This window comes from Rhizomonospora bruguierae, assembly GCF_018397995.1.
GTDB lineage: Bacteria > Actinomycetota > Actinomycetes > Mycobacteriales > Micromonosporaceae > Rhizomonospora > Rhizomonospora bruguierae.
The window spans coordinates 1-25,838 of record NZ_BBQH01000081.1 but is presented as its reverse complement, the minus strand read 5'-3'; the positions used below and the strand labels follow the sequence as shown (position 1 = coordinate 25,838).

24 protein-coding genes, 2 pseudogenes and 1 riboswitch are annotated in these 25,838 nt (G+C 72.8%); of the genes and pseudogenes, 10 read left to right on the top strand and 16 right to left on the bottom strand.

Features of this window, described 5'->3' with window-relative positions; all coding sequences use genetic code 11:
- Nucleotides 1-2 precede the first annotated feature (2 nt).
- The 4 genes from KJS59_RS26695 to KJS59_RS26680 form a co-directional block, all read right to left on the bottom strand.
- Nucleotides 3-455 carry a roadblock/LC7 domain-containing protein gene (locus KJS59_RS26695; RefSeq protein ID WP_213455972.1) on the bottom strand — a complete coding sequence of 151 codons (453 nt, stop codon included), beginning with the start codon at nt 453-455 and terminating at the stop codon, nt 3-5.
- Nucleotides 452-2,893 (bottom strand): sensor histidine kinase, encoded by a 2,442-nt coding sequence (locus KJS59_RS26690; RefSeq protein ID WP_213455970.1) that lies wholly within the window; start codon nt 2,891-2,893, stop codon nt 452-454. Before KJS59_RS26690 ends, KJS59_RS26695 begins: the two co-directional genes overlap by 4 nt.
- 384 nt (nt 2,894-3,277) lie before the next feature.
- The gene (gene rnhA / locus KJS59_RS26685) at nt 3,278-3,739 is read right to left on the bottom strand and encodes a ribonuclease HI (RefSeq protein WP_213455968.1); all 462 of its coding nucleotides are present in this window, start codon (nt 3,737-3,739) and stop codon (nt 3,278-3,280) included.
- A 250-nt stretch (nt 3,740-3,989) separates the two neighbouring features.
- Complete coding sequence (locus KJS59_RS26680) at nt 3,990-5,402, bottom strand: DHA2 family efflux MFS transporter permease subunit (protein WP_213455966.1); 1,413 nt, start codon at nt 5,400-5,402, stop codon at nt 3,990-3,992.
- Nucleotides 5,403-5,483: 81 nt separating this feature from the next.
- Here KJS59_RS26680 and KJS59_RS26675 point away from each other — a divergent pair, with 81 nt between their 5' ends.
- The gene (locus KJS59_RS26675) at nt 5,484-5,879 is read left to right on the top strand and encodes a winged helix-turn-helix transcriptional regulator (RefSeq protein ID WP_249714933.1); all 396 of its coding nucleotides are present in this window, start codon (nt 5,484-5,486) and stop codon (nt 5,877-5,879) included.
- 100 nt (nt 5,880-5,979) lie between these two features.
- Nucleotides 5,980-6,756, top strand: coding sequence for a D-Ala-D-Ala carboxypeptidase family metallohydrolase (locus tag KJS59_RS26670; protein WP_213455964.1), 777 nt, complete (start codon nt 5,980-5,982; stop codon nt 6,754-6,756).
- A gap of 54 nt (nt 6,757-6,810) precedes the next feature.
- Here KJS59_RS26670 and KJS59_RS26665 read toward each other — a convergent pair whose 3' ends face one another.
- Nucleotides 6,811-7,029, bottom strand: coding sequence for a hypothetical protein (locus tag KJS59_RS26665; protein ID WP_213455962.1), 219 nt, complete (start codon nt 7,027-7,029; stop codon nt 6,811-6,813).
- 40 nt (nt 7,030-7,069) lie between these two features.
- Nucleotides 7,070-7,783, bottom strand: a complete 714-nt coding sequence (locus KJS59_RS26660; RefSeq protein WP_213455960.1) for a Clp protease N-terminal domain-containing protein — start codon at nt 7,781-7,783, stop codon at nt 7,070-7,072.
- Nucleotides 7,784-8,037: 254 nt separating this feature from the next.
- On the opposite strand from KJS59_RS26660, the gene KJS59_RS26655 reads away from it, so the two are divergent.
- Complete coding sequence (locus KJS59_RS26655; RefSeq protein WP_213455959.1) at nt 8,038-9,732, top strand: GGDEF domain-containing protein; 1,695 nt, start codon at nt 8,038-8,040, stop codon at nt 9,730-9,732.
- Nucleotides 9,733-9,747: 15 nt separating this feature from the next.
- Here KJS59_RS26655 and KJS59_RS26650 read toward each other — a convergent pair whose 3' ends face one another.
- Nucleotides 9,748-10,701, bottom strand: coding sequence for a DUF2332 domain-containing protein (locus KJS59_RS26650; protein ID WP_213455957.1), 954 nt, complete (start codon nt 10,699-10,701; stop codon nt 9,748-9,750).
- A 72-nt stretch (nt 10,702-10,773) separates the two neighbouring features.
- On the opposite strand from KJS59_RS26650, the gene KJS59_RS26645 reads away from it, so the two are divergent.
- Entirely contained in the window at nt 10,774-11,628 is an 855-nt protein-coding gene (locus tag KJS59_RS26645) for a P1 family peptidase (RefSeq protein WP_213455955.1), read from the top strand.
- Between the two features lie 25 nt (nt 11,629-11,653).
- Here the strand turns inward: KJS59_RS26645 and KJS59_RS26640 are convergent, their stop codons facing one another.
- The 6 genes and pseudogenes from KJS59_RS26640 to KJS59_RS26620 all read right to left on the bottom strand — a co-directional run bounded on the left by KJS59_RS26640 (nt 11,654) and on the right by KJS59_RS26620 (nt 16,100).
- Nucleotides 11,654-12,202, bottom strand: a complete 549-nt coding sequence (locus tag KJS59_RS26640; protein WP_376771277.1) for a GNAT family N-acetyltransferase — start codon at nt 12,200-12,202, stop codon at nt 11,654-11,656.
- Between the two features lie 199 nt (nt 12,203-12,401).
- The gene (locus KJS59_RS26635) at nt 12,402-13,253 is read right to left on the bottom strand and encodes a C39 family peptidase (protein ID WP_213455953.1); all 852 of its coding nucleotides are present in this window, start codon (nt 13,251-13,253) and stop codon (nt 12,402-12,404) included.
- A gap of 234 nt (nt 13,254-13,487) precedes the next feature.
- Nucleotides 13,488-13,629: riboswitch (cyclic di-AMP (ydaO/yuaA leader) on the bottom strand.
- A gap of 122 nt (nt 13,630-13,751) precedes the next feature.
- Nucleotides 13,752-14,270: a pyruvoyl-dependent arginine decarboxylase gene (locus KJS59_RS26630; RefSeq protein WP_249714932.1), complete on the bottom strand. Its 519-nt coding sequence runs from the start codon at nt 14,268-14,270 to the stop codon at nt 13,752-13,754.
- Nucleotides 14,271-14,441: 171 nt separating this feature from the next.
- Nucleotides 14,442-14,693 (bottom strand): hypothetical protein, encoded by a 252-nt coding sequence (locus KJS59_RS31485; protein ID WP_249714939.1) that lies wholly within the window; start codon nt 14,691-14,693, stop codon nt 14,442-14,444.
- 49 nt (nt 14,694-14,742) lie between these two features.
- Nucleotides 14,743-14,898: pseudogene (locus tag KJS59_RS31480) on the bottom strand (pyridoxamine 5'-phosphate oxidase family protein); the annotation flags it as partial.
- A gap of 95 nt (nt 14,899-14,993) precedes the next feature.
- Nucleotides 14,994-16,100 (bottom strand): acyltransferase family protein, encoded by a 1,107-nt coding sequence (locus KJS59_RS26620; RefSeq protein WP_213455949.1) that lies wholly within the window; start codon nt 16,098-16,100, stop codon nt 14,994-14,996.
- A 793-nt stretch (nt 16,101-16,893) separates the two neighbouring features.
- Here KJS59_RS26620 and KJS59_RS26615 point away from each other — a divergent pair.
- The 5 genes from KJS59_RS26615 (at nt 16,894) to KJS59_RS26595 (ending at nt 23,233) form a co-directional block, all read left to right on the top strand.
- Nucleotides 16,894-17,718, top strand: a complete 825-nt coding sequence (locus KJS59_RS26615; RefSeq protein ID WP_213455947.1) for an ABC transporter ATP-binding protein — start codon at nt 16,894-16,896, stop codon at nt 17,716-17,718.
- Nucleotides 17,719-17,752: 34 nt separating this feature from the next.
- Nucleotides 17,753-18,736 (top strand): ABC transporter substrate-binding protein, encoded by a 984-nt coding sequence (locus KJS59_RS26610; protein WP_213455945.1) that lies wholly within the window; start codon nt 17,753-17,755, stop codon nt 18,734-18,736.
- On the top strand, nt 18,733-20,841 hold the full coding sequence (locus KJS59_RS26605; protein ID WP_213455943.1) for an iron ABC transporter permease: 2,109 nt from the start codon (nt 18,733-18,735) through the stop codon (nt 20,839-20,841). Before KJS59_RS26610 ends, KJS59_RS26605 begins: the two co-directional genes overlap by 4 nt.
- Before the next feature lie 47 nt (nt 20,842-20,888).
- Complete coding sequence (locus tag KJS59_RS26600; RefSeq protein ID WP_213455941.1) at nt 20,889-21,794, top strand: siderophore-interacting protein; 906 nt, start codon at nt 20,889-20,891, stop codon at nt 21,792-21,794.
- 269 nt (nt 21,795-22,063) lie between these two features.
- A complete protein-coding gene (locus KJS59_RS26595; protein ID WP_213455939.1) occupies nt 22,064-23,233 on the top strand; it encodes a beta-propeller fold lactonase family protein in 1,170 nt (389 codons plus the stop codon).
- 70 nt (nt 23,234-23,303) lie between these two features.
- Here KJS59_RS26595 and KJS59_RS26590 read toward each other — a convergent pair whose 3' ends face one another.
- From KJS59_RS26590 to KJS59_RS26580, 3 genes and pseudogenes are all read right to left on the bottom strand, one after another.
- Nucleotides 23,304-24,548 carry a L,D-transpeptidase gene (locus tag KJS59_RS26590; protein ID WP_213455937.1) on the bottom strand — a complete coding sequence of 415 codons (1,245 nt, stop codon included), beginning with the start codon at nt 24,546-24,548 and terminating at the stop codon, nt 23,304-23,306.
- Between the two features lie 102 nt (nt 24,549-24,650).
- A pseudogene (locus KJS59_RS26585) lies at nt 24,651-24,755 on the bottom strand (GNAT family N-acetyltransferase); the annotation flags it as partial.
- A complete protein-coding gene (locus KJS59_RS26580; protein ID WP_213456042.1) occupies nt 24,754-25,281 on the bottom strand; it encodes a thiopeptide-type bacteriocin biosynthesis protein in 528 nt (175 codons plus the stop codon). The pseudogene KJS59_RS26585 and the gene KJS59_RS26580, both read right to left, overlap by 2 nt.
- Nucleotides 25,282-25,438: 157 nt before the next feature.
- On the opposite strand from KJS59_RS26580, the gene KJS59_RS26575 reads away from it, so the two are divergent.
- Complete coding sequence (locus KJS59_RS26575; RefSeq protein ID WP_213455935.1) at nt 25,439-25,720, top strand: hypothetical protein; 282 nt, start codon at nt 25,439-25,441, stop codon at nt 25,718-25,720.
- The last annotated feature ends 118 nt before the right edge of the window (nt 25,721-25,838 follow it).

The following is a 25,838-nucleotide window of genomic DNA, read 5'->3' as shown; positions in this document are numbered from 1 at the left end:
GCTCAGCCCCGGGACTGGAACAGCGGGTCGGGCGCCGGGGGCGGCGGGGTGTGCGCCCGGGACCGGGAGACCGTGGCCAGGCTCTGCCCCACCCGCTGGATCAGCAGGTTCATCTCGAACGCGACCAGGCCCACGTCGCAGCCCTCGACCGCCACGACGGCCAGGTTCGCGCCGTAGCCGGCGGCCGTCACGAACAGGAAGCCGGTGTCCAGTTCCACCACGGTCTGGCGCACTGTGCCGCCGGCGAAGTGTCGGCCGGCGCCCCGGGCCAGGCTCTGGAAGCCGGACGCGACCGCCGACAGGTGCTCCGCGTCGGCCCGGTCCAGGTCGTCGGACGCGGCCACCAGCAGCCCGTCCGCGGACAGCAGCACCGCGTGGCGGATGTCCGCCACCCGCTGCACCAGGTCCTCCAACAGCCAGGCCAGATCGGCGGACGCGGTCGTGCGCTGGGTCATGGGTTCGTCTCCTCGGGCTGTGCCGGCCGTTCGGCGTCACCGGTGATCGTCTGGCGGCCGCGGGCGGTACCGCGTTGATAGGCGGTCATCATCGTGCGGATCTCCTCGGGCGACCGGGTGGTCGGCGCCGCGGGCGGCGAGGCCGCCGGTTCGTCGCGCAGGCCGGGCGCGAGCCGGGCCTGCCGGACCCGCACCGGCAGGCCGAGGTGCGTGCGTCCGGCGGCCTCGTCGGCACCCGCCGCGCCGGCCTTGCCCGTCCGCGGCGCGCGCACTGCCTTGGCGGTGCCCCGCACCGTCGCGGCGGGTGCGGATGCCGGTCGCCCGCTCGGCGGCGCCGTGGTTGGCGGGGTGGGAACTTCGCGAAAGCGGACCGGGAAGGGCAGCACGACATCCGATTCCGGAGTGTCTGATTGCGGGGTCTCTGATTTCGGATCCGCCGGGTTGGGGGCTGTCGGGTTGGGGGTCGCCGGGTTGGGGGTCGACGATTCCGGGGGCGCCCCCAGCGCCTCCGCCTCGCGCCGGCTCAGCTCGGCCGCCGCGCCCGCCTCCGCGACCAGGTGCGGCGGGATCAGCACGATCGCGGTCACACCGCCGTACCCGGAGCGGCGTAGCGCCACCCTGATGCCGTTCTGGGCGGCGATCCGGGCCACCACGAACATGCCCAACCGCGGGGACTCGCGCAGCGCCAGCACATTGAACTCGGGCGGCTCGGCCAGCCAGCGGTTCGCCGCGGCCAGATCCTCGTCGCTCATGCCCAGGCCCCGGTCCTCCACCTCGACCGCGAACCCGTGCGGCACCAGTTGCCCGAACACCTGGACGGTGGTGTGCGGCGGGGAGAAGGTGGTGGCGTTGTCGATCAGTTCGGCCACCAGGTGGATGACGTCGGAGACCGCCGAGCCGGCCAGCACCACCGGCGGGAACGGCAGCACCCTGACCCGCTCGTAGTGCTCGGCCTCGGACGCCGCCCCGCGCAGCACGTCCTGCATGGGCACCGGCTCGCCCCAGGTCCGCCCCGCCTGGGCGCCACCGAGGATCACCAGGTTCTCCGCGTACCGGCGCATCCGCGTCGCGAGGTGGTCCATCGCGAACAGGTCGGCCAGCTCGGCCGCGTCCACCGTCTTGCGCTCCATCGCGTCCAGCAGGTTGAGCTGCCGGCGGACCAGCGTCTGGCTGCGCCGGGCGATGTTGAGGAACACGTTGCGGACGCCGGCCCGCAGCTCCGCCTGCTCCACCGCCGCGCCGACCGCGGTGCGCCGCACGGTGTTGAACGCGTTACCGACCTCGCCGAACTCGTCCGCGCCGTGGCTGAGCACGGGCGCCTCGGCGTCCACGTCGACCGGCTCGCCGGCGCGCAGCCGGCGCACCACGTCGGGTAGCTGCTCGTCGGCCAGGGCGTGCGCGGTGTCCCGCAGCTCCCGCAGGCGGGCCGCGAGCCGCCGGGCGATCCGCAGCGAGATCCACACCGTCACCACCACGGCGACGAGGCCCAGCAGGCCGGCGAGGAGGATCCGCCCGAAGATCAGGTACGCCGGACCCTTCGCGTTCTCCTCGGTGAATTTCGCCAGGTCCAGCTGGAAGTCGGACAGGTCGGCCAGCGCCCGGGTGTTGGTCTCCCGCCACCGGGTCGCGTCGACCGGGACGGGGCCCGCGCCGCCCACGTTCAGCGCGGTGTTCTCCATCCAGGTCAGCGCCGGGTACGGCTCGGCCGCGAAGTGCTGGTCGACCTCCACCCGGTACTGGTCCGTCATCCGCACGTACGCCTCGTGGTACTCGGCCCGCATGAGCCCGACCCCCTGCGCGAACCGCACGTAGCTGTCCCGGGTGAACCCGCCCGCCGCGAGCGCGCCGGCCAGCACGGCGTCCACCCGGGCGCGCAGTTCACGGGCGTACGCCAGCCGTTGCAGCGCCTGTCCCTCGGCCGACACCGCGTCGTCGGGGAACGTCGCCACCGCCGCGTAGAACGGGGTGAGCGGGTCGACCAGTTCCGTGTAGGCGTCCATCAGCGCCTGCCCGCCGGTCCGGCGGGCGTCCACATCGGAGCGCACCGCGGCCAGCCGGTCGAGCGCGGCAAGCTCCGCCCGGGCCAGCGCCATCACCCGGTCGGGGGTGATCCGGCGGATGTCGCCGCGGTCCAGCACCGCCCGGTACGCCGCGATCTTCCCGTCCGTGCCGGCGCGGGCCCGGTTCAGGTCCGTGCGGGCTCCACCGCGCGGGTCGGCCACGAACACCATGGACGCCCGGCGCTCGGTCTGGATCGCGCTAAGGATCTCCTCCGCCGGCGCGGCCACCTCGGTGATGAGCGTGCCCTGGTTGTACAGTCGCACGCCGTCACCGACCGTGAGGTACGTGGCCAGGCTCCACAACCCGATCAGCGACACCAGCGGCACCAGGACGAGGGTGAGCAGCTGGCGGCGGATCGGTTGATCACGGTGAGCCATGACGTAGTCTCGTCTCCGTGGCGGTCGCGGGGTGCGGCGCGGGTGGCGCAGCCGGTCAGATCGCCCGAAGGCCGACCAACAGCTCGCTATGGTACGCACCGGCCACATCGAGCGGTATCCCCCTCTATCCCCCCAAGGTAATGCCCAGGTCAGCGCGTGTGTGGCCGGCACCGCCCCGCCAGATCGGCACGCTGTGCTGTCGCTTCATACACGAAGCGTGGTCGAAACCCTTTACAAGCCGCCCATCCGGCGCCTACGCTCGCCGGAGCGCTCCCATTGACGGTCTGCCCGGCCGCCCGCGGGCACCGTCCCCGAGCGGCCAGGCAGGCCGATTCACCGTCCGGATAGGACGGGCGCCGAAGACCAGCAGCGCGGGCAGCCCGCTCAGGGGCGGGTGGCCGGTGCCGCCTCCCGCGCCTCGCGCAGGCCCTTCGCGGCCAGCCGGTCGGCCCGCTCGTTCTCGGCGTGGCCCGCGTGCCCCTTGACCCAGTGCCACTCCACCCGGTGCCGGCCGGCCGCCTCGTCCAGGCGCTGCCACAGGTCCATGTTCTTGACCGGCTTCCGGTCGCTGGTCAGCCAGCCGTTGGCCTTCCAGCCGTGCACCCACTTGGTGATGCCGTTGCGCACGTACGTGCTGTCGGTGTGCAGGTGGACCTCGGACGGTCGGGTCAGCGCCTCCAGCGCGCGGATCGGCGCCATCAGCTCCATGCGGTTGTTCGTCGTGCCGCCCGGGTCGCCGCCGCAGATCTCCCGCTCCACCGTGCCGTACCGCAGCAGGGCGCCCCAGCCACCGGGGCCGGGGTTGCCGCTGCACGCCCCGTCGGTCCAGATGTCCACGTGGGTCACGCCGACACGATAGTCGCCCACCCCGACACTCGCGGTCGGAGCCGGGCGCCGCGGGCGTGGCGGTACCGCCGCCCGGGAAGGCCGGCGGGGCGGCGAGCCACGCGAGATCTTGGTACCCGGGCCGCCGTTTTCCGGCGGAAATTACCAAGATTGCCGCCTGACGGCGACCGCGCCCGCGAGCGGCAAGGCCGTGGGGGGCGGGGCCGTGGGGGCGGGGGCCGTGGGGCAGGGCCGCGGTGGCGGCGATCCGTCAGGAAGACCGGGTCGGGCTGAGTTGCCGTTCGCGGCGCCGGGCGGTGGCCGGGGCCGCGGTGGCGGCGGCGATCGCCGCCAGGACGAAGCCGACGCCGATGGTGAAGGCCAGCCGGTACCCGCCCGTCAGCGCCTCGGTGGGTGGTGCGCCGGCCTGATGGAGGTGGTTGGTGCGGGCGGCGGCGAGGGTGGCCAGGACGGCCAGGCCGAGGGTGCCGCCGACCTGTTGTGCCGTGTTGACCAGTCCGGATGCCACTCCGGTGTCCCCGGCGGGCACGCCGGTCATGGCGAGCATGGTCACCGCGGGCATGGCGGCGCCGAAGCCGAGGGCCATCAGCAGGACGGCGGGCAGGAAGTCCACCGGGTAGCTGCCGGTGGCGGGGACGCGGGCGAGCAGGGCGAGGCCCGGCGCGATGACGGCCAGGCCGCCGATGAGGGTGGTGCGGGCGCCGAAGCGGGTCACCAGGCGCGGGGCGACGCGCAGCGAGACGTACGCGATGGTCAGCGGGACCGGCAGGAAGGCCAGGCCGGTGCGGGCGGCGTCGAGGCCGAGGACCCGCTGGAGGTACAGCGCGCCGAGGAACTGGAAGGCGAACATGCCGGCGACGAGCAGCAGCATGGCGGCGTTGGCGGCGCTGACGGCGCGCCGGCGGAAGATGCGCAGCGGCAGCAGCGGGCGGTGGGTGGTGGCCTGCCGGGCGACGAAGCCGCCGAGCAGGGCGGCGGAGAGCGCGCCGGACCCGAGGGTGCGCCCCGACAGCCAGCCGTGACTCTCCACAGTGACTAGTGTGTAGACGGTCAGCGTGAGGCCGGCGGTGACCAGGGCGGCGCCGAGCACGTCCGCGTCGCCCGCCGCGGGGGTGGTCCGGGCGTCGGCGGGTACCCACCGGGTGGCCAGCAGCACGATCGCGGCCCCGATCGGCACGTTGACGAAGAAGATCCAGTGCCAGTTCGCGGCCTGGGTCAGCACGCCGCCGAGCAGCGTGCCCAGGGACGCGCCGGCGGCGCCGGTGAAGGCGAAGATGCCCATGGCGCGGGCCCGGTCGGCGGGCTCCGGGTACCGGACCGCGATCATGCCGAGGCTGACCGCGGTGGCTAGCGCCCCGCCCGCGCCCTGGGCGAAGCGGGCGGCGATCAGCGCGTCGGGGCGGGTGGCGAGGCCGCACAGCAGGGAGGCGAGGGTGAACAGGGCGAGCCCGGCGAGCAGGACCCGGCGCCGGCCGAGCAGGTCGCCGAGGCGTCCGGCGAGCAGCAGCAGACCGCCGAACGGGATCAGGTAGGCGTTGACCACCCAGGCCAGGCCGGCCGGGGTGAAGGCCAGGTCGCGCTGGATGGTGGGCAGCGCGACGGTCACCACGGAGCCGTCCAGGATGATCATGAGGGAGCCGGCGCAGAGCAGCAGCAGGAGCATCGGGGTCACTTCCTATGGGGCATGACTTGTAACAGTGACGATGATCTGTGACCATGTGGGTCGGCGGAAGGGAGCACATTCATGTCCCCGAGGAACACCGATGTGTCCGAGCAGGTCCAGGCGCTGTGCCCGCTGGTGCAGGTGATGGGGGACATAGCCGACAAGTGGACGATCGGCATCCTCGTCGCGACCGCGCACGGGCCGATCCGATTCACCGAACTGGAACGGGCGGTGAACGGCATCAGTCGCCGGATGCTCACCCTGAACCTGCGCAAGCTGGAGCGGGACGGGCTGCTGACCCGCAAGGTGTACCCGACCGTCCCGCCGAAGGTGGAGTACACCGCCACGCCAATGGCGATGGAGCTGTACGACTCGCTGGTCGGGATGACCTCGTGGGCGGAGAAGCACCGCGCCGCCATCGCTGCCGCGCGCGCCAGCTACGACGCGCATCGGGCGGCGGCGGCCGTGGCGTCATAATCCTTTACCGCCCAACCGGAGTTCCCTGTAACTCATTGACGGCCGTCGACGGCGCCGACGATACTGCCCCCGTCGATTAACCCTGATCGATGGAGGAGCGATGTTCAGACGACTCGGCAAGGCATTCCTGGCCCTGGCTCTCGGACTGTCCACAACGGGCGTCGCGGTCTTCGCCGCGGCCACGCCCGCGCACGCGGACGGCTGCTACACCTGGGGACGCACGCTGTCCGAGGGCGCCGGCGGCGAGGACGTGCGCCAGTTGCAGATCCGCGTCTCCGGGTACCCCGGTTCCGGCGCGGTGCTCGCCCTCGACGGCGCGTTCGGCCCGGCCACCAGATCCGCGGTCGTCCGCTTCCAGCAGGCGTACGGGCTGGCCGCCGACGGCATCGCCGGCCCGGCCACCTTCGGCAAGCTCTACGCCCTCCAGGATGACGACTGCACGCCGGTCAACTTCAGCTACGCCGAGCTGAACCGCTGCAACACCACCTGGGCCGGCGGCAACGTCACGGCGGCGACCGCGCGCGCCAACGCGCTGGTCACCATGTGGAAGCTCCAGGCGATGCGGCACGCGCTCGGCGACCAGCCGATCGTCGTCACCAGCGGCTTCCGCAGCGCCGCGTGCAACAGCGCGGTCGGCGGCGCCTCGAACAGCCGCCACCTCTACGGCGACGCGGCCGACCTCGCGGCCGGCCCGCACAGCCTGTGCACGCTCGCCCAGCGGGCGCGCAACCACGGCTTCGCCGGCATCCTCGGCCCCGGCTACCCCGACCACAACGACCACACCCACGTGGACGGCCGCCCCAGCCGCTACTGGTCCGCGCCGAACTGCGGGGTCTCGGCCGCCATCAGCAACCTGATGGACCCGCTCGGCGACTAGCTGGCCAACGGCACCGGTGGCCCGCTCCTGCGCGGCCGTCGGCGCCGTCGCGCGCTAGGGGAACCGGCGGGGGCCGCCCCTGCCGTACACCAGGTACAGCATCGGGCCGATCGGGAACGGGAGCACGATGATGAACGCCCAGGTCCGGCGGTCGAAGTAGCGCAGTTCCCGGTCGCTGGTGTGCGCCAGGTCGGCGAGCACCCGCCGGTCGAACCAGACGATCGCGCTCAGCACGAGCACGACGGTGATCAGGGTGATCCGCACGTCGTTCACGCCGGCCTCCGCCGCCTCGTCGGGCCGGCGCCCGCGCCGGTCAGATCGACTGTAGCGCCGCGGCGACGGCCGACTCCGTGGCGGACTTCGTCAGGCCCAGGCCGGACAGCACGCCGGTACCGTCCTCCTGCTCCAGCAGGGCGAGCAGCATGTGCTCGGTGCCGATGTAGTTGTGCCCGAGGCGCAGCGCCTCCCGGTAGGTCAGTTCCAGCGCCTTGCGAGCCGCCGCGCCGTACGGCACCAGGGCGGGCGGCTCCTCGACGGCCGGCGGCAGCGCGGGGACGGCCGCGGCGCGCACCGCGTCCAGCGGTACTCCCTGCGCCACGATCACCCGCGCGGCCAGCCCTTTCGGCTGGCTGAGCAGCCCGAGTACCAGGTGCTCCGGGTGGATCTCGGCGCTGCGCGCGGCCTGGGCCTCGGTGTGCGCGGCCTTGACGGCGGCGCGCGTCCTCGGGGTGAACCGTCTGAACTCCTGGTCGGGGTCGGGGTCGGCGGCCCCGGCGCGGGTGCCTCCGGGCACGAACCGCTTCTGTGCCGCCTGCTTGCTGACCCCCATGCTCTGGCCGATCTCCGTCCAGGAGGCGCCGGACCGGCGCGCCTGGTCCACGAAGTGCCCGATCAGGTGGTCCGCCAGGTCGCCGAGGTGGTCCGCGGCGATCACGGCGTGGGAGAGGTGCTCGAGTGGGTTGTCGGACGCGCTGGTGATGGCCGAGATCAGGTCATCCAACTGGATGGGGACGCGGTGGTCGGTCATGCGTCAACTCTAGGTTGACGCGGGCGGAACCGTCAACCTCAAGTTGACGATGGTGGCCGCGCGGTACCCGCCATGTCCTATCCGGAGGGAATGTGTCCTTTGCCGATGATCGAGCCGTCTCGCGGTAACGGATACCCGCCCTTCGACGGTCTCCAGCGCTCGGCGGGAGGGTCTATCTTGGTGGAGTCCTGACGCGGCGGCAGTAGCCCCGGACGGAGGGTAGCCGGCGCCGCGGGTGCGGGGGAGGAGGGCGGGTGACCACCGGGAGCGTCGCGGATCGATGGCGGTCCACGACCACGCTGCGCCTGGCCAACCTGCTCGACCTCGCCGAGGAGGCGCGCCTGCGCGGCGACTACCGGACCGGCAGCAACCTGGCCCGGGAGGGCGCCGCCCTCGCCGCCGAGGCCGGCGACGGCGCCGGCCGGGCCCGCGCGCTGCGCTCCCTGGCCACCCAGCTGTTGCGCCTCGGCGAGCACGAGGCGGCGGTCACCGCGTGCAGCGACGCGCTGGCGCTGCTCGAGACGGCCGGCGACGAACTGGGCATGTGCGAGACGCTGACCGCCCAGGCCATGCCGTACAACGACCTCGGCCTGCACGAGGAGGCGCTCGAGGCGCTCGGCCGCGCCCACCAGATCGCCCAGCGCCTGAACAACCGGACCCTGCTGTACTGGGTGCACAACCGCACCGGGGTGGTCCACGCCAGCATGGGGCGCCACGCGGTCAGCACGGAGTACTTCGTGCGCGCGTTGACGATGGTCGAGGGCCTGGACGACGACGCGCGCTTCTGCATCCTCAACAACATCGCGGACAACGCCGTGTACCGGGTGCCCGAGTTGCGCGCCGACGGCGACGAGGCGGGCGCCGCCCGGGTCCTCAAGGAGGCGCTGGGGTACATCGAGGAGGCGCTGTCGCTGGCCCGCGCCGCCGCGCACCCGTTCCAGGAGTCGCTCGCCGTGGACAACCTCGGCATGCTGCGCGCGCTCCAGGGCGAGTACGACGCCGCGATCGGCCTGATCGAGGAGTCCCGGACGATCGCCGTGGCGCGCGGCTACCGGTCCCTGGAGTCCGCGGCGCTCCAGCACCTGGCCCAGGTCCGGCTGATGCGGGGCGACTGCCGGGCCGGCATCGAGGGGCTGACCATCGCGCTCGACCGCGCCCTGACCATGGGAGAGAAGCCCCTCGCGATGGTCATCCACCGGGAGCTGTCCGAGGCGTACGAGAGGATCGGCGACTATCCCGCGGCGCTGCGCCACTACCGCCGGTACCACCGGTTGGAGCGGGCCGCGCACAACGACGTGGCGGCCACCCGCGCGCGGATGATGATGCACACCTTCGAGCTGGACAACGCCCGTCTGGAGGCGGACAACGCCCGCCTGGAGATGGAGCTGCACCGCATCCGCAGCCTGGAACTGGAGGCGGACAAGGAGGTGCTGGAGCGGCGCGCGGTCGACCTGAGTCGACGCGTCCACGAGGACCCGCTGACCGGCCTGGCCAACCGTCGGGTCGTCGACGTGCGCCTGCCGGAGCTGACCACTGCCGCCACCAACGCCGGCCGCCCGCTGTGCCTGGCGATCGCCGACGTGGACCTGTTCAAGGGCGTCAACGACCGGTTCGGCCACCTGCTCGGCGACGACGTGCTGCGCCAGATCGCCACCGTCCTGCGCGGCGGGGTGCACGGCGAGGACCTGGTCGCCCGGCTCGGCGGGGAGGAGTTCCTGCTGGCCTTCCAGGGCGCGGACCTGACCGAGGCGTACCGCCGCTGCGAGCGGCTGCGGGTGGGGGTGGCCGAGTACCCGTGGCGCCTGCTGCACCCCGGGCTGGCGGTCACGATCAGCATCGGCGTGGCCGAACACGACCCGGAACTGGACCACAAGGCGCTGATGGCCCGCGCGGACAAGCAGCTTTACCAGGCCAAGCGCGGCGGTCGCAACCGCGTCGAGGCCGGCTGAGCGGCGCCGCCGCGGTCACCGCCGGCCGGGGACCGGGCCGAACCAGGTGACCTCCTGACCGTGCGAGCGGACCCACGCCAGCGGCGTGCCCTCCAGCGCCAGGACGTTGTACGCGGCGCCGCTGGGCGGGTGGGGTACCCCGTCGTGGTGCAGCACGTGCGGGGCGTCGTTCGACAGCCAGTGCCCCGGCAGGTCGCGGACCATCGCGGCGAATGCCTCCCGCCGCGGGGACGGCACCTGATACAGCACGGAGGTGTGGAACACCACCAGCGTCGCCCCGGCGGGCGCCCGGGCGGCCAGCGCCGGCAGATCGTCGAGCAGGTCGCCGCGCACGAGCAGCGGCGGCTCGGCCGCGGCGACGGCAGCCGCGGCGCGCAGCCGGGCCCGCCGGTGAGGGTGCTCCGGCCAGATCAGCGCGTCCAGCCAGGCGACGTCCGCCGGCTCCCGCACGTCGAGCGGGTTCAGGTCCAGGCCCGCGCGCCAGACCACCTCCGGGAGCCGGGCCGGCGGTTCGACGCCGGTCACCGCGCACTCCAGCACCGGCGCGCCGGTGCCCAGCGCGTGCCGGCCGTACCGGTACGCGTACCGGTCCGGGTAGAGGCAGAGGCCGGCGGACGCGCCGACCTCGATCAGCGCGAGCGGCTGGGGCAGCGTGGCGAGCGCGAGCAGCAGGGCGGCGCACCGGCCCGGCTCGTTCGTCTGGGTGGCCCGCACCCGCATCTCCGCCGCGATCGCCGGCCAGTTCGCCACCGCGTAGTCGTGGAACCCGGCCGGGTCGTCAGCGGGGCCGCCCAGGAAGCGGACGACCCCGAAGAGCAGGTTCGGCTGCCGCTTCGCGGCCGGGAGGGTCGCCAGCAGCGCGAGAATCTCCTCGTCCCGGGCCACCGCGGCGGCCAGGCGCTCGTACGCCGGCGACACGCCCCGCGCCTCCCGTTCGGCGAACTCGGCGTAGGCCGCGGCGATCGACATGCCCGCAGCATGGCACCGCTCCCGGCGCCGCGCCTGCCCCGCGCGCTCCACCGTGACCGGCATCATCGAGGGATGGAACTGCTGTCTGCCCACGTGGGCCACTGGACCGGCGCCGGGACCGGGGTGACCGTGATCCTCGCGCCGGAGGGGACCGTCGGCTCGGGCGAGGTGCGCGGCGGCGCGCCGGCCACCCGCGAGTTCGCCCTGCTGGACCCGACCCGCCTGGTGGACCGGGTGGACGCCGTCGTGCTCTCCGGCGGCTCCGCGTTCGGCCTCGCCGCGGCCGACGGCGTCGTGTCGCTGCTGCGCGGGCGGGGCGTCGGCTTCCCCACCCACGCGGGACCGGTGCCGATCGTCGTCGGCATGTCGGTCTTCGACGAGTCGGTGCGGACCGCCCCGCCGGACGCCGCCGCCGGACGGTCCGCCGCGCTGGCGGCGCTGGCCGGGGAGCCACTGGAAACGGGACGCGCCGGCGCGGGTACCGGCGCGTCCACCGGCAAGTGGCGCGGCCGCCGCGACCCGGGCGGGATCGGCTGGGCGCAACGGCCCGCCGGAGCCGCCCGGGTGGCCGCCGTCGTGGTCGTGAACGCCTGGGGCGACGTTCTCGGCACGGACGGCTCGCCCCTGTTCGCCGCCGGGGACGAGGGCGCCCGGCCGCAGGCCCCGTCCGGGCTGGAGAACACCACGGTCGGGGTCGTGCTCACCGACGCGCGACTGTCCAAGAACGACAGTTTCCTGCTGGCGCAGAGCGGCCACGCCGGCCTCGCCCGCGCCCTGCACCCGGCGCACTCCCGCTACGACGGGGACGCCGTGGTCGCGCTCGCCACCGGGGAGGTCACCGAAGGCGCGGACCCGGATCTGATCCGCGCCGTGGCGGTCGACGTGGTCGCGGACGCCATCCGCGCGGCGGTCCGCCCGCTCACCTGACGCGGCGTTGACCCTGACGCCGCGCTCACCCGGCATGCGGGCTGCGGCGCTCGATGAGCACCACGTCCCGCCAGCGGTCGCCCCGCGCGGCGTGGCGCCCGAGCCGCTCCCGCACGCCGACGGTGCGGAAGCCGGCGGCGCGGTGCACGGCCAGGCTCGCCGTGTTCTCCGGGAAGACGCCCGCCTGGATGGTCCAGATGCCCGCCGCCTCGGTGGACGCGATGAGCCCGGCCAGCAGAAGCCGCCCCACCCCCCGGCCGCGCGCCCCGGGCGAGACGTAGACGGAGTGCTCGACGACCCCGGCGTACACGGGGCGCGCGGAGACGGGGCACACGGCGACCCAGCCGAGTAGGACGCCCCCTCCCGCACCCCGCCCCGCCGCCCGGCCGTCGACGGCGACGAGGCGATGACCGGGCAGTTTCCCCGCGTCGAACGCCGCCCAGGTCGGCGCCACGGTCTCGAAACTGGCGTCGCCGCCGTCGAGGCCGGCCTGGTAGATCGCCAGCACCGCCGCCGCGTCCGCGTCCGTCATCGGGCGCAGCCCCACCCCCGTGCTCGCCGGCTGCCCGTTCATGCTCGCCTCCCCGTCCGCCGCTTGCCGCCCGGCGAGGGTCGCACACCGGCGTGAGAGACCCGCGGCGGTAGACCTGTCCGCAAGCGTCTGGAGTGGACCCGACGGGACGGCGCCGGGCGCCGGCACACCGGCCGGCACCCGGCACCCACTGTCAGGGGGCCCCGCTGTCAGAGGGCTTCGCTGTCAGAGGGCTTCGCTGTCAGGAGGAGTAGCCGCGGGTCGCCAGCCAGTTCGCCAGGTCGGTGGTGCTCAGCGAGTACTCGCCGATGCCGTACACGTTCGCCGGGTCGGAGATCTTCACGGTCCGACCCTGATCGGCGTAGCCGACCACGGCGATGTAGTGGCCGCCGGGGAACGAGCGGGTGTTGCCGCTGGTGTCGGTGGCGGAGCCGACGATGTTGGCCACGATCGGGAAGCCGGCGGTGATGGACGACACCACGTCCTCCCGCAGCCGCTGGATCTGGGCGCTGCTCGGCGAGGAGTCGAAGAACGTGCTCCGGTAGTGGCTGGTCTTGGCGAGCTTGTTCAGCCCCCGGGTGATGTCGTCGGCGGAGTTCGTCCCGTTGACGGTGGTGCCCAGGGTGTTGGCCACCGAGTCCTGGTTCAGGTCGACGCCGAGCGCGGTCAGCGCGATGCGGGTGGCCGCGGGGCCGCAGTAGTACCCGTTGATCTGGGCCTGGTACTCGTGCTTGAGCGTCTTGGCCGCGGGTGCGGGTGCGGGCGCGCTCGTCGCGGGCGCCGACGTCTTGGATGCCGCCTTCGCGGTCGCCTGGGGCGCGGCTGGCGTCGCCGCGTCGGCGGAAGGCGTGGCACCGGGTGCCGCCGTGAGCGCGCGCGAGTCTCCGCGCGAGGCGCGCGCCGCCTCGTCGACGCGGTTGACGTCCATCGCCGCCACGGCCTGGGGCTCGCCGGCCGCGGGCGGGTTCAGTTGCGAGATGGCGAAATCGGTCCCCAGCGCCGCGGCGAACAACACGGCCGCGGTGAGGACCATCCGGCGGCGCCGCGGGCGGGCGCTCACCAGGTGCCTGGGGTGATAGGGGGGCTTCTTCACTCGATCCTCCACAAACATGCCCGTCCCTCGTTCCGGAAGCCGCGCAGGCGTCATCGCCCCCCGTACGGGGGTACGTACCGGAAAGGAACGGTGAAATCGTCGGCGTCCGGTCAACGGAATTCGCCGTCCGTGTTCAGAAATGCACGGACGGTAAATGTCCCTATGGGACCGTCGGTACTGGGCGGTGTCGTGAAGGCGCCGGTGGGCTGGGGCTCAACCGGAGGCGCAAGGTCGTACTCCTTCCGTTGCCGCCTACCGGGTTAGCTGACGGATTCGGGCGGGAAGTCGCCCTACCACGGACTCGAAGCCCGCGGATTCACCCCAACGTTCGTGGGTCCCCGGTTCGTGATCGCTCACGACTCAGCGGTTCCGTTGCGACGCCATCCGGCGTGACGGCGATTGGTCCGCAACGGACTCGTAGACACTAGCGGTTCGCATTTCCTCGCGCTAGACCACCCCGGCGCTTCTTGTCGGGGTCCGACGAATTCGAAAGAATTGTTACTCGATGAGGCCAAAGGTATTCCTGTTACCGGTGGGGCTGCTGTGGTTGTTGATGCGCGGCCAGGGGGCGGCCTCGTAGGGGGCGATGACGAGCGCGCAGACCGGCTGCCCCGCGCAGGCCGCGCCCTGCACCACCCACTCCGGCGGCGTGTACTCCTCGGCCGCCCCGGCGACCATGTCCGCCAGGCTCGCCTGGATCGCGGTGGAGACGGACTGCTCATCAGCGCCCTCGTGCTCGACGAACAGGCCGCCCAGGCCGTCCAGTCGCCGCACCCAGCCCACCCCGGCCCACGCCTGCTCACCGACGACCGTCGCCGCGCGCTCCGCATACACACAGTAGAGGCGGTCGCCCCAGACGCTCTCCGGCGCACGGGCCCGCCCGGTCGCGTCGACCCCGGTACCCGGCGGGATGACGCTGGACAGGCGCACCAGGTTGACCTGGCCGAGACCGACCGCGACCAGGGCGGCGTGAAAGGCGGATAATGCGGTACGGCCAACCCCCGAGGCGCGCAGCACCGGAATCTGACTGTACACAACGGACCGATTCATTTCGCTCCGATCGCCCGCGGCACCGGCGCCATTATTGTGACATGTACCTATGCCCTTGGTCACGGGGTGGGAGCGGAGGAACCGCGAATTCCAAGGATCCCGCAACATCCGAAATGGAAATTGCAAGGTGGACCGGGACTACTCGCGCTCGACCCTTCGCAGCCCCTGCTCGGGCGTCCACCACTCGACGACCAGCCTGGTCGCCTCCTCGTTGAGGTGCGTGTGCACGACCTGGGCGATGTCGGCGTGGAAGCGATCACCCTCCTGCCCCCCGGCGGTCGCTCCCGCGGTGGTCGCCCGACCCGAGATCTTCGCCTCGCCGGGCCACTGCGCCTCGGCGCCCTCGATCGGGTCGACCGTGGCGCAGTGGCCCGGCGAAGCGCGGATCACGGCGCAGGTCCGCGCCCTTGCGCGCGTTCGGCATCGAGCCGAAGACGAGTTCGCCGCCCTCGAAGACCGCCTCGATCCCGGAGATCCGTGGCGACCCGTCGGCCCGCACCGTGGCGATGGTCTTGTGCCGGTGGGCGTCGAACAGCGCCCGCACGCGCCGCGCGAACTCCGGAGCCGCCTGTTCGACCTCACGCCATGCCGTCATGCACCCATGCTCCCACCGGCGCCGCGCCGCGCCCGACGGCCCGGCGCGTGTTTGAGGCGTGGTGATGGGTGGCCGGCGCCCGGCGCGTCCGGCAGTCAGGCCGGCGATGATGCCGGGGTGGCCGGTTGGCCGGGGAGCAGCCGTGGGCGGCGGCGGGCGGCCAGGTCCTCGACCCAGCCGATGACGGCGGTGGTGACCGCGGTGGCCGCGAGGCCGAGGCCGAAGGTGGCGGCCAGCCCGCGGGGCGTGGCCAGGTCGACGCCGGCCAGGAGCAGGATCGTGCCGGCGGCGAACAGGGCCGGCAGGTGCCAGATGTAGATCGTCATGGCGCGGGCGTTGACGAACGCGACGATCCGTTCCAGCAGCGGGACCCGGTCCAGCCAGGCCATCGACGGACGTAGCCGCATGAGGATCAGCGCGTAGCCGGTGCCCCACAGGGCGTCCGCCGCGACGTTCTGCAGCGGCCAGCCGCCGTTGAGCCGCAGGACGCCCCAGAGAATGCCGGCACCGCAGACCAGGACCGCGGCGACCGCGCAGACCGCGAGCGGGATGCGGTCGAGGCGGCCGGTGTGGCGGGCGAAGCCGAGGATCCAGCACGTGCCGTACAGGGCGGTGGCCCAGACGACATCCGTGATCTTGTCGGTGGGCAGGTTAACCAGCGGCGAGTCCAGGATCAGTGCCGTGAGGATGGGCGCGACGAGGGTGGCGAGCGGCCACCGCCGGTATGCCCACCACAGCGCGGGGGACAGCAGCACGAACCACAGGTAGGCGCGCAGATACCACAGCGCGAGCACGAACGGGCCGCCCCACGCACTGGCCGGCGGGTTGGCCAGCGGCAGGACCCAGTAGAGCAGGTCGGACCAGCGCAGCGGGCTCTCCTGGTCGGCCAGCCAGCCGCGGGCGATCATGAGCGGCACCGCCACCGCGGCGAACACCCACAGCGGGGGCAGCAGTCGCCGCAGCCGCGAGCGCAGCGTGCGGACCGGTCCACCGCGCTCCAGCGAGGCGGCGGTGAGGCAGCCGGCGAGCGCGAACATGACCCACATCGACGGGAAGAGGAAGGTTAACCAGCCGATCCACAGCGAGTGGTGCACGAAGACCCGGACGATGGCGGTCGCCCGAAGCACGTCCAGGTAGCGGCTGCGCCGCCGTGGCAGCGACCTGCCAGCCTGTTGGACGGCCTGCTGGGTAGGGGTTTCCACGGCGCACTCCCGTTGGCTGCTCGCGGTCCGGCCAAGATCATGCGACACCGGCTCTCCTGTGCCGGCAACACCGCGGCGACCCTACCCGGCACCGTTGTCGATCCCAAACCGATCGGCGGCCCTCGTGCTGTTATCCATCGCACACCCACCGCCGCAGCGCTGGTCGCGCGGCCATTTTCATCGACGGATCACCGTGCCAATCCCCATCGATCTTGGACGTGTGATGCAGGGATCGCACCTGTTGGCGGCATTTGACCGCCACCTCGACTTTCGAACTTCGTCGACGTGCCGCCGCCGGCCAAAAGCGAGGCTCGACTTGGAGCTTGCGGCACCCTCCCGCGCAGCCCACACCCTCCCGCGCAGCCCACACCCTCCCGCGCAGCCCACACCCTCCCGCGCAGCCCACACCCTCCCGCGCAGCCCACACCCTCCCGCGCAGCCCGCGCTCCCGGCCACCACAACGCCCGGCAGGGCGCGGACCGTGCGCCGGCAGAGCGCCGGCAGGGCGCCGACACGGAAGCAGAGCAAAGCGGCGTTATTCAGCACCCACAAACCCAAGGGGCGGGTCAGTCAGGTCAGGCAGAGGCGGAACGGGAGCGAGACGCGAAATGAGGACGGTGGTCGCGCTCAGCGCCACCAGACACGAGCCGGCAGACGATCATGTCCGGATGCATCTGCTGGCCACCTCCTGCACGGTCCACCGGGGGCCGCCAGCGCCCCGGGTTCACCTGACCGGGCGGGGCGCCGGGAACACCTTGACAAGCCGAAGTTAGGCTAGGTTAGCCTAACCCTCATGGTTGGTGGTGACAGCCGCGCCGAGGGGCTTCGCGGCGTGGATCTCCGTCTGGGCTACCACGGTGCGACCGTGGTGCACGACGCCGCGATCACGCTGCGGCCCGGCGCCGTGACGGCGCTGGTCGGGCCGAACGGCAGCGGCAAGTCGACGCTGCTGCGCGGGCTGGCCCGGTTGCATCCGCTGGAGCGCGGCGATGTCGTGCTCGCCGACGGCACCCCGGCCCGCGCCCTAACCGCCCGGGAGTTCGCCCGGCGGGTCACCCTGCTGGCCCAGAGTCGCCCCACCCCGAACGGGGTCACCGTGCGGGACGTGGTCGGCTACGGGCGCCACCCCTACCGGGGCCGGTGGCGGGCCGGCGACCCGGAGGGCGCCGCCGTGATCGGCCGGGTGATGGCGGTGACCGGCGTCGCCGGGATGGCGGAGCGGCCGGTTGACGAGCTTTCCGGCGGCGAGTTGCAGCGGGTCTGGCTGGCCACCTGCCTGGCCCAGGACACCGGCACCCTGCTGCTCGACGAGCCGACGACCTTCCTCGACCTGCGTTACCAGGTGGAGATCCTCGACCTGATGCGCGACCTCGCCGACGCCGGCGGCGTCGCCGTCGGCGTCGTCCTGCACGACCTCAACCAGGCCGCCGCCGTCGCCGACCACGTGGTGCTCCTGCACGGCGGGCGGGTCCGGGCCGCCGGCGCCCCGCCGGACGTGCTCACCGAGGACGCCCTCACCGAGGTTTACGGGATCCGCGTCGAGGTGACCGCCGACCCGCTGACCGGGCTGCTTTCCACCCGGCCCGTCGGGCGGCATGCCGCCCGGGTCTTCGCCTGACCCAATCAATCCATTCGCGACAGAAAAGAAGGCCATGCTGCGTACCCGCCTGACCGTCCTGGCCGCCGCCGCGGCGCTGCTGCTCAGCGCCTGTGGCACCACCGAGACCCCGGCCGCCGTTCCGTCCGTTCCCGGTGGCGCGCCGACCGGCCCGGTCACCGTGACCGACAGCCGGGGCAAAACGATCACCCTCAAGGCGCCGGCCACCAGGGTCGTCGGCCTGGAGTGGGGCGAGATCGAGATGCTGGTCGGCCTCGGCGTCATGCCGGTCGGCGCCGCCGACACCAAGGGGTACGCCACCTGGGTCAGCGCCGCCAAGCTGGACCCGGGCGTCAAAGATGTCGGCACCCGGGGCGAGCCGAGCGTCGACTCGATCGTCGCGTTGCAGCCCGACCTGGTGGTGATGGAGGCCGAGCGGGGTTCGGCGCTGGTCACCCAGCTCGAGAAGTACGTGCCGGTGCTGGTCGCCAAGGGCAGCGACGCCGCGGACAACCTCGGCCGGATGCGGTCCGACCTGAACATGATCGCCGCCGCGACCGGAACGACCGCCGAGGCGCAGCGGCTGCTCGCCGACTTCGACGCCGCCCTGGCCGACGGGAAGAAGAAGATCGCGGACGCCGGCGCCGCCGGTCGGCAGTTCGCCATCGCCGACGGTTGGAAGGAGGGCAGCACCGTGTCGATCCGGATGTTCGGCCAGGGCGCGTTCGTCTCCCAGCTCGGCATCCAGCTCGGCCTGACGAACGCCTGGACCGGCAAGACGGACGCGGCCTGGGGGCTGGGCCAGACGGACGTCGAGGGGCTGAGCGTCCTCAAGGGACAGGATCTGCACTTCTTCTACAACGCCTCGGACGGCGACGACGTCTTCGCCAACGGGCTGGCGAACAACGCGATCTGGAAGTCCCTGCCGTTCGTCCAGCAGAACCGGGTGCACCGGATGCCCGATGGCATCTGGACCTTCGGCGGGACCCTCTCCGCCCGGCAGTACATCGACCAGTTCGTGAAGGTCTACGCGGCTTGAGCCAGCTCACGGCAGCGCCCCGGTCCGGCCCGGTCACCCGGCCGGGCCCGGCCGGGACGCTCTCCCGCCGCCGGGTCGCCGGCGCCTTCGTCCTCGCCGCGCTGCTTCTCGTGGTGATCGCGGCCGTCCACCTCACCCAGGGCACGTCCTCGGTCGGGGCGCTCGACCTGCTGCGCCTGCTCGCCGGCGGGGACGACGAGGCCGCCCGGGTGCTGGTCGCCTCCCGCATCCCCCGGCTGCTCACCGGGCTGGCCGTCGGCGTCGCGCTGGGCTTCGCCGGGGCGGCCCTGCAATCGCTGACCCGCAACCCGCTCGCCTCCCCGGACACCCTCGCGGTCAACGCGGGCGCCCACCTGGCGATCGTCGCCGCGGCGGCGTTCGGCGTCGCGCTGCCGGCGCTGCCCGCCGGCGGGCTCGCGTTCTGCGGCGGGCTCACCGCGGCCGGGCTGGTGATGGCGCTGTCGGCCGGCGGCCGGGCCGCCACCACCCGCCTGGTCCTCGCCGGTTCGGCCACCGCGATGGCCCTCAGCTCGGTCACCATGCTGCTGATGCTGCTCTTCGAGCAGGCCACCATCGGGCTGTTCGCCTGGGGCAACGGCTCGCTCGTGCAGAGCGACCTCGTCGCCTTCACCCAGCTCGCGCCGGTCATCGGGCTCGCCGCGCTGCTGCTGGTCGCGCTCGGGCACCGGCTGGACATCCTCGCCCTCGGCGACGACACCGCCACCGTGCTCGGGCTGGACGTCCGGCGCACCCGACTGGTGGTCACCCTGCTCGGGGTGCTGCTCGCCGCCGCCGCGGTGACCCTGGCGGGGCCGATCGGCTTCGTCGGGCTGTGCGCGCCGGTGATCGTCCGGCTGCTCGGCCGGGCGGTGCCGGGGGTGCACCGGCACCGGGTCCTGCTGCCGCTGTCCGGCATCGTCGGGGTGGTCATCGTGCTCGGCGCCGACGTGCTGCTGAGGGCGCTGCTCGGCGGCCAGGCCGGCGTGGAGGTGCCGACCGGCGTGGTCACCACCCTGCTCGGCGCGGTGCTGCTGATCTGGCTGGCCCGGCGGCACCGGGACGCCGGCCCGACCCGCCGACCCCCGGGTGGGCACGCTGCCGTCCGGTCCCGGCCGTTCCACCTGACCGTCGTCACCGGGTGCGCCGTGGCCGTCGTCGGGGCGGTGCTGGTCGGCATGCTCGCCGGGGACACCTGGGTCCTGCTCGGCGACGTCGTCAACTGGGTGCAGGGGCGCACCGGTCCCGCGTACACCTTCGTGTTGGACCAGCGGTGGCCCCGGGTCGCGGCCGCGCTGCTGGCCGGCGCGGCGCTCGCGGTCGCCGGTACCACGGTGCAGGCGGTCTGCCGCAACCCGCTCGCGGAGCCGGGCATCCTGGGCATCACCGGCGGGGCCGGCATCGGCGCCGTGTCCCTGCTGACGTTCCTCCCGCTGGCCGGGGTGGCGGCCATCTCCGGCGCCGCCGGCCTCGGTGCCATCGTCGCCTTCGGCCTGGTCTACGGGCTGGCCCGGCGCGGTGGGCTGAGCTCCGACCGGCTCGTGCTGATCGGCTTCGCGGTGTGGCAGGGCGGCGCCGCGATCATCACGTTTATCGTCGTCTCCTCCGATCCGTGGAACACCGGCAAGGCCCTGACCTGGCTGTCCGGATCCACCTACGGCCGCACCGCCCCGCAGGTGCTGCCGGTGGCGATCGCCCTGCTGCTCAGCATCCCGGCGGTGGTCGCGGCCCGGCGCGAACTGGACCTGCTGGCGCTGGACGACGACACGCCCCGGGTGCTCGGGGTCCGGCTGGAACGCGTCCGGCTGCTCGCCCTCGGCGCGACGGCGCTGCTCACCTCCACGGCCGTCTCCGCGGTCGGCGTGATCGGCTTCGTCGGCCTGGTCGCCCCGCACGCGGCGCGGGCGCTCGTCGGCGGCCGGCACGCCCGGGTGCTGCCGGTCGCGGTGCTGCTCGGTGCGGCGCTGGTCAGCCTCGCCGACACCCTCGGGCGCACGGTCATCGCGCCCGCCCAGATCCCCGCCGGCCTGGTCACGGCCATGGTCGGCACCCCGTACTTCGTCTGGCTGCTGTGGCGCTCGCGCGGCACGGCGGCCGGCCCCCGATGAGATCCGGCCGCACGGCCGCCGGGTCGGCGTCCACAGAGGAAGGTGTCATGCCGAGTACCCTGCCCGTCGCGCCCTGGCGCGTCTTCACCGTCGAGGTCCGCGCGCTGCGCCGGCTCAGCCCGTCGTTCCTGCGCGTCACCTTCACCGGACCGGACCTGGACCGGTTCGCCGACAACGGATACGACCAGCGGATCAAGCTGGCGTTGCCGCTGCCCGGCACGGTGGGGGAGTTGCCCGACGGCGCCGACTGGTACCGGCGCTGGCGCGAACTGCCCGTCGACCGGCGCTGCCCGATCCGCACCTACACGGTCCGCGCGGTGCGCCGGCAGGTGCCGGAGGTGGACGTCGACCTCGTGCTGCACGGCGACGGCGGCCCGGCCACCCGGTGGGCGCGCCGCGCCCGCGTCGGCGACCAGCTCGCCGTGGTCGGCCCGGACGCCGGCTACGACGGCCCGCACGGCGGCCTCGAGTTCCGGCCACCGCGGGGCGCGACGCTGCTGCTCGCCGGGGACGAAACCGCCGCGCCGGCGATCTGCGGCATCCTGGAACGGCTGCCGGCCGAGGCGCGCGGCCACGCGCTGATCGAGGTCCCCGATCCGGCGGACGCGCTGCCGCTCGCCGGCCCGCCCGGCGTCGCCGTGACCTGGCTGGCCCGCGCCGGCCAGGGGCACGGCAGCCGGCTGGTGCCGGCCGTGACGGCACTCGCCGCCGAACTGCTGCCGGTGCCCGCCCCGGCCGGCGCCGCGCCCGGGCCACTGACCGATGTGGACGTCGACCGGGAGATCCTCTGGGAGGTACCCGCCCCGGCCGGTCCCGCGCCGCTGTACGCGTGGCTGGCCGGCGAGGCAGGCGTCATCCGCGGCCTGCGCCGGCACCTGGTCACCGAGCGCGGCGTCGACCGCGGCGCGGTGGCCTTCATGGGCTACTGGCGACTGGGCCGCGCCGAGTCCTGAGCGACTGTAATCGCCCTCGTTATCCGCGCACGGCTGGAACGCGTATCCAACGTGCGCCCGGCCGGTACCGGATGCACGACTTGCTGTGCCAGTACGCCCGTGATCTCGCCGCCCGGTTGCGTCAAGTCAGGACTCCCGAGCCGCGGACGGGTTACCTGAGTCGGGCGGGGCCATCCTTATATCGGTATCTGTATATGATTGGCCCCGATAGCCACCTGCTCCGCGTCGCCAGCACATGTTCGCTGGCACCAGCTTGGCTTGGAGGTCTCATGCCGACCTTTGCCATCCGCCGTCACATCGTCCTTCCCGCTGTCACCGGTCTGCTCATCGCTGGCGTGGCGGTCGTCTCGGATTCCGCCGGGGCCGGTGCCGCCTCGGCAATGGGCACGGACCGGCTGTACGTCACCAACAGCGCGTTGCGGGCCGAACCCGAGGCGGCGGACGTCACGTGGTTCCGGCTCGGCCCGGGTGGGACGGTGACGTCGACCGGCACGGCACCCGCCGGGCACGGGGCACGCGGCATCGTCTTCAGCGCCCGGCTCGCCCCGAACGGGCAGCGCTTCGGCTATGTGTCGAGCCAACTGGTCAACGAGATCGAGCGGTATCGGGTGAACCCCGACGGCTCGCTCACCTTCGCCGGCGCCACCCCGACCCCGCAGCCGTTCGGGATCGCGACCGACCCACGTGCGCATACGGTCTATGTCGCGAACTTCGACGGCGGCCACGGCACGGGTGTGCTGTCCGCCTTCCACATCGAGTCGACCGGTGCGCTGACCCTGCTCAACACGGTCGACTCGGGAGGCGTCAACGCGAAGGGTGTCGCGGTGACGCCGGACGGCAGATTCGTCTACGCGGTGCATGGCGCGCAGGCCAACGAGCCGGCCGTGGTCACCGGCTTCGTGGTTCGCCCCGACGGGTCGATCGGGGCCAGGGTGGCCGAGGCCGGCCTCGGCTCCTCCGGCCACCGTATCGTCATCACCCCCGACGGCCGCTTCGCCTACATCACGAACCAGGAGGCCGGCGATGATCCAGACATCTTCGGATTCAGGATCGGCGCGCGCGGCGAGCTGACGCCGATCTCACCGGAGCCGGTCGAGTCGGGCGTGTGGACCGAGGGCGCCGCGATCAGCCCGGACGGGCACCGGCTCTACGTGACCGCCCTTGGCGTGGTGGGCGGCACGCCACCGGCCACAGACGGACAGGTGCGCGGGTTCGACATCGGCGCCGACGGGCGGCTCACCCAGGTCGACCGGATCGACATCGGATTCGATCCGGTCGACCTGGCATTTGGCGCCGGCGGGACGCGTGTCTACATCGCCGACTTCTCCGGCAACAGCGTCACGGTGTTCGCGGTCGACCGGCGCGGGCATCTCCAGCCGACCCGGACCGTGTCATCGCAGGGCTCCGGCCCGGGATACCAAGCTGTGGCAGTGTTGTGACGGAGCTGGGGAACCGGCCGCGGTCCGGGCGCGGGCTGCAACGCGGAGCGCCTGGCCTGAACGCAGCTACTCAGACGGTGATCATTTTGGCCCAGGGCACGTCCCACACCGCTCCGGCGCTGTCGCCGATCTGCTGCTGGCGACCCGTGTGCTCGACGACGACGACGTCACCGAGGCGGAAGTTGTCGTAGAACCACTGCGCGTTGCTCGGCGATATGTTGATGCAGCCGTGCGACACGTTGCGCTTACCCTGGTCGCCGACGCTCCCCGGGGCCGAGTGCACGAACTCGCCGCTGTAGGAGATGCGGCAGCAGAGCTTGATCAGCGCGTCGTAGTAGTCCGGGTCCTTCGGGTTCGTCACGCCGTAGCTGGACGAGGTCATCTGATGTTCCAGTTCGCGGGTCATCACCACGTGCGTCCCGGAGCGCGTCGGGAACAGCACCCGTCCACCGTCCGCGGTGTTCGTCCCGCCCGGCTTGCCCATGCTGATCGGCATGTTCTTCACCTGTACGCCGTCGACGAGCACTCGCATGTAGTGCGTCTTGTCATTGGCGATGGCGATCCGGGCGGGGCCGATCGTGATCGACACAGAATTGTCGGCCGCGCCGTAGACGCCCTTGCCCAGGTCGACCCCGCGGATCTTCGCACCGGCCGTGATCTTCGTGCCCTTGGCCCAGTACTTCTGCGGGCGGTAGTGCGCGGTCCGGTTGTCGACCCAGTACCAGCGGCCCTCGACCGACGGCGTACTGGTGACCTCGATCGCCCTGAGGGCGGCCCGGCGGTCGCTGGGGGCCTTGCTGAACCGGGCGATGATGACCTGGCCGACACCGTAGGTGCCGCCGTTCTTCATCGACGTCAGCGCGTTGGCCTGGAACGTGACCGTGGCGGTCGACGCCGGCTTCAGCGTGCTGAACGTCGACGACTGCTCGACCGCCGCCCCGTCCGCGTCGACGATCGTCGCCGTCACCCGGTAGGACTTGCCGTACGCCAGGACCCCGCTGCTGGTCCACGTCGTGCCGGCGGCGTCGAGCGAACCGCGCACCGACTTGCCGTCGGCCCTGACCGAGACCTCTTTGATCGTCCCTGTCACGGCCGTTACCACGACCGGCTTGAGCGGAGCGACGTTGTTCGTCCCGTTTTCCGGCTCGAAGGTCGCGGCGGCCGGTCTGGGCAGCGGTGCTGCGCCCGGCTCGGCCGGGTCCGACGGGCTCGGCGAGTCGCCCCACACGGCCGGCCCCGGGTCCCCGCTGCACGCGGTCAGCAGTGTGGCCGAGGCCGCTCCAACGGCGGTGGCGAAAATGGTACGACGGCGCATGACGATCCTCCCCGGGCAGAGGGTACTCAATCACCGGCCCACCGCGACACCCCGCGATCCGGGTGCGAAGCCGAGCGGGGTAACGCTTGGAAGGCCTCCGCCCTACGGCGCCGTCCCGTGGCGCCATGCCTCGGCGAGCGGGCCGTACGTGTAGCCGTCCACCCAGCCCAGCTCGGCGTGCCAGGAGTCGCCGACGCCGTGCTGCTCACTCGCCGACTCGGGTGGCTGCGGCGCCGTAGGCGTCGCGGTGGGGCAGCCGGATCCGAAGCCGTACATGCGGATCGGGATCGCGGTACGGCAGGTACCACCATTCGGTGGCTTTGTCCCAGTCAGCGATCAGGTCCCGCACGTGATCGAGCAGCTCGGTGAGTCGACCCGGCGAGATGTACAGCTTCGCGTACAGCCAAGATCCGGCGCCGGGTAGGTGACCGTCGCCGGGTTCAATCGTCCGGGCGCGGGCCAGAGGCGGAACGGTTCGTGCCGGCACCGTGGACGACAGAGGGATGGCGATCTCGTGTGCGCGGTCGTCAAGCCAGCCGAACGCGCCCGGTGGGGGCGCTTCGTCGAGCCGGGCGTGGCCGTGCCGGTTGAGATGGGTTCGCAGCAGCTCCTGGTGGGCGTTCACCGTAAGGTCCAGTGGCAGGAGGTTGTCAGCCTCGACCAGGTACGCCCGGTCGGGGAGCCTGAACCGCTGCCGCCACTCCGCGAGCGCCGCTCGCGCCGCATGTGGCAGCCACGACCAGGCGTACCCACGCGGAAGCGCTGACGGCTCTCACCGTTCTCATGCTGACCAACGCCAGAGGCCGCCCGAACGGAAGGTGCTCCGTCACGCCCTCGGTCGCTGGGCTTTCAACACCGCCCGCCGCGCGGCCGAGGATGTTCCTGACCAGGTGAAGACCACCCTTGATTGGGTGAAGCGGAACACCCGCGACGTGGCCAGCCTCAGCCGCGCTGATGTGCTGCGCCCGGTGCTGGACGGCCTCACCGTGCGACTCGACGGTACGCCGGCCGCGCCGAGCGTCATCGGCCGTCGCCGGAAGATATTCAACACCGCGATTGAATGCGCGGTAGAAAAGCGGCTGCTGCCAGTCAACCCGCTGCCGCAGTTGAAATGGAAACCACCGAAAACCGTCACGACCATCGTACGTATTCAGTTTGAGGCAACCGTTTGAGGCAGCCACGGGCCAGTGTTGAACAGCTGTTTGAGCACGTCGAGGGTGTCCTTGCCGTGTTTGGCGGCGGTGGGCAGGTAGGAACGCGGGGTGGCGAAGTCGGCGAGTCTTTGCAGGG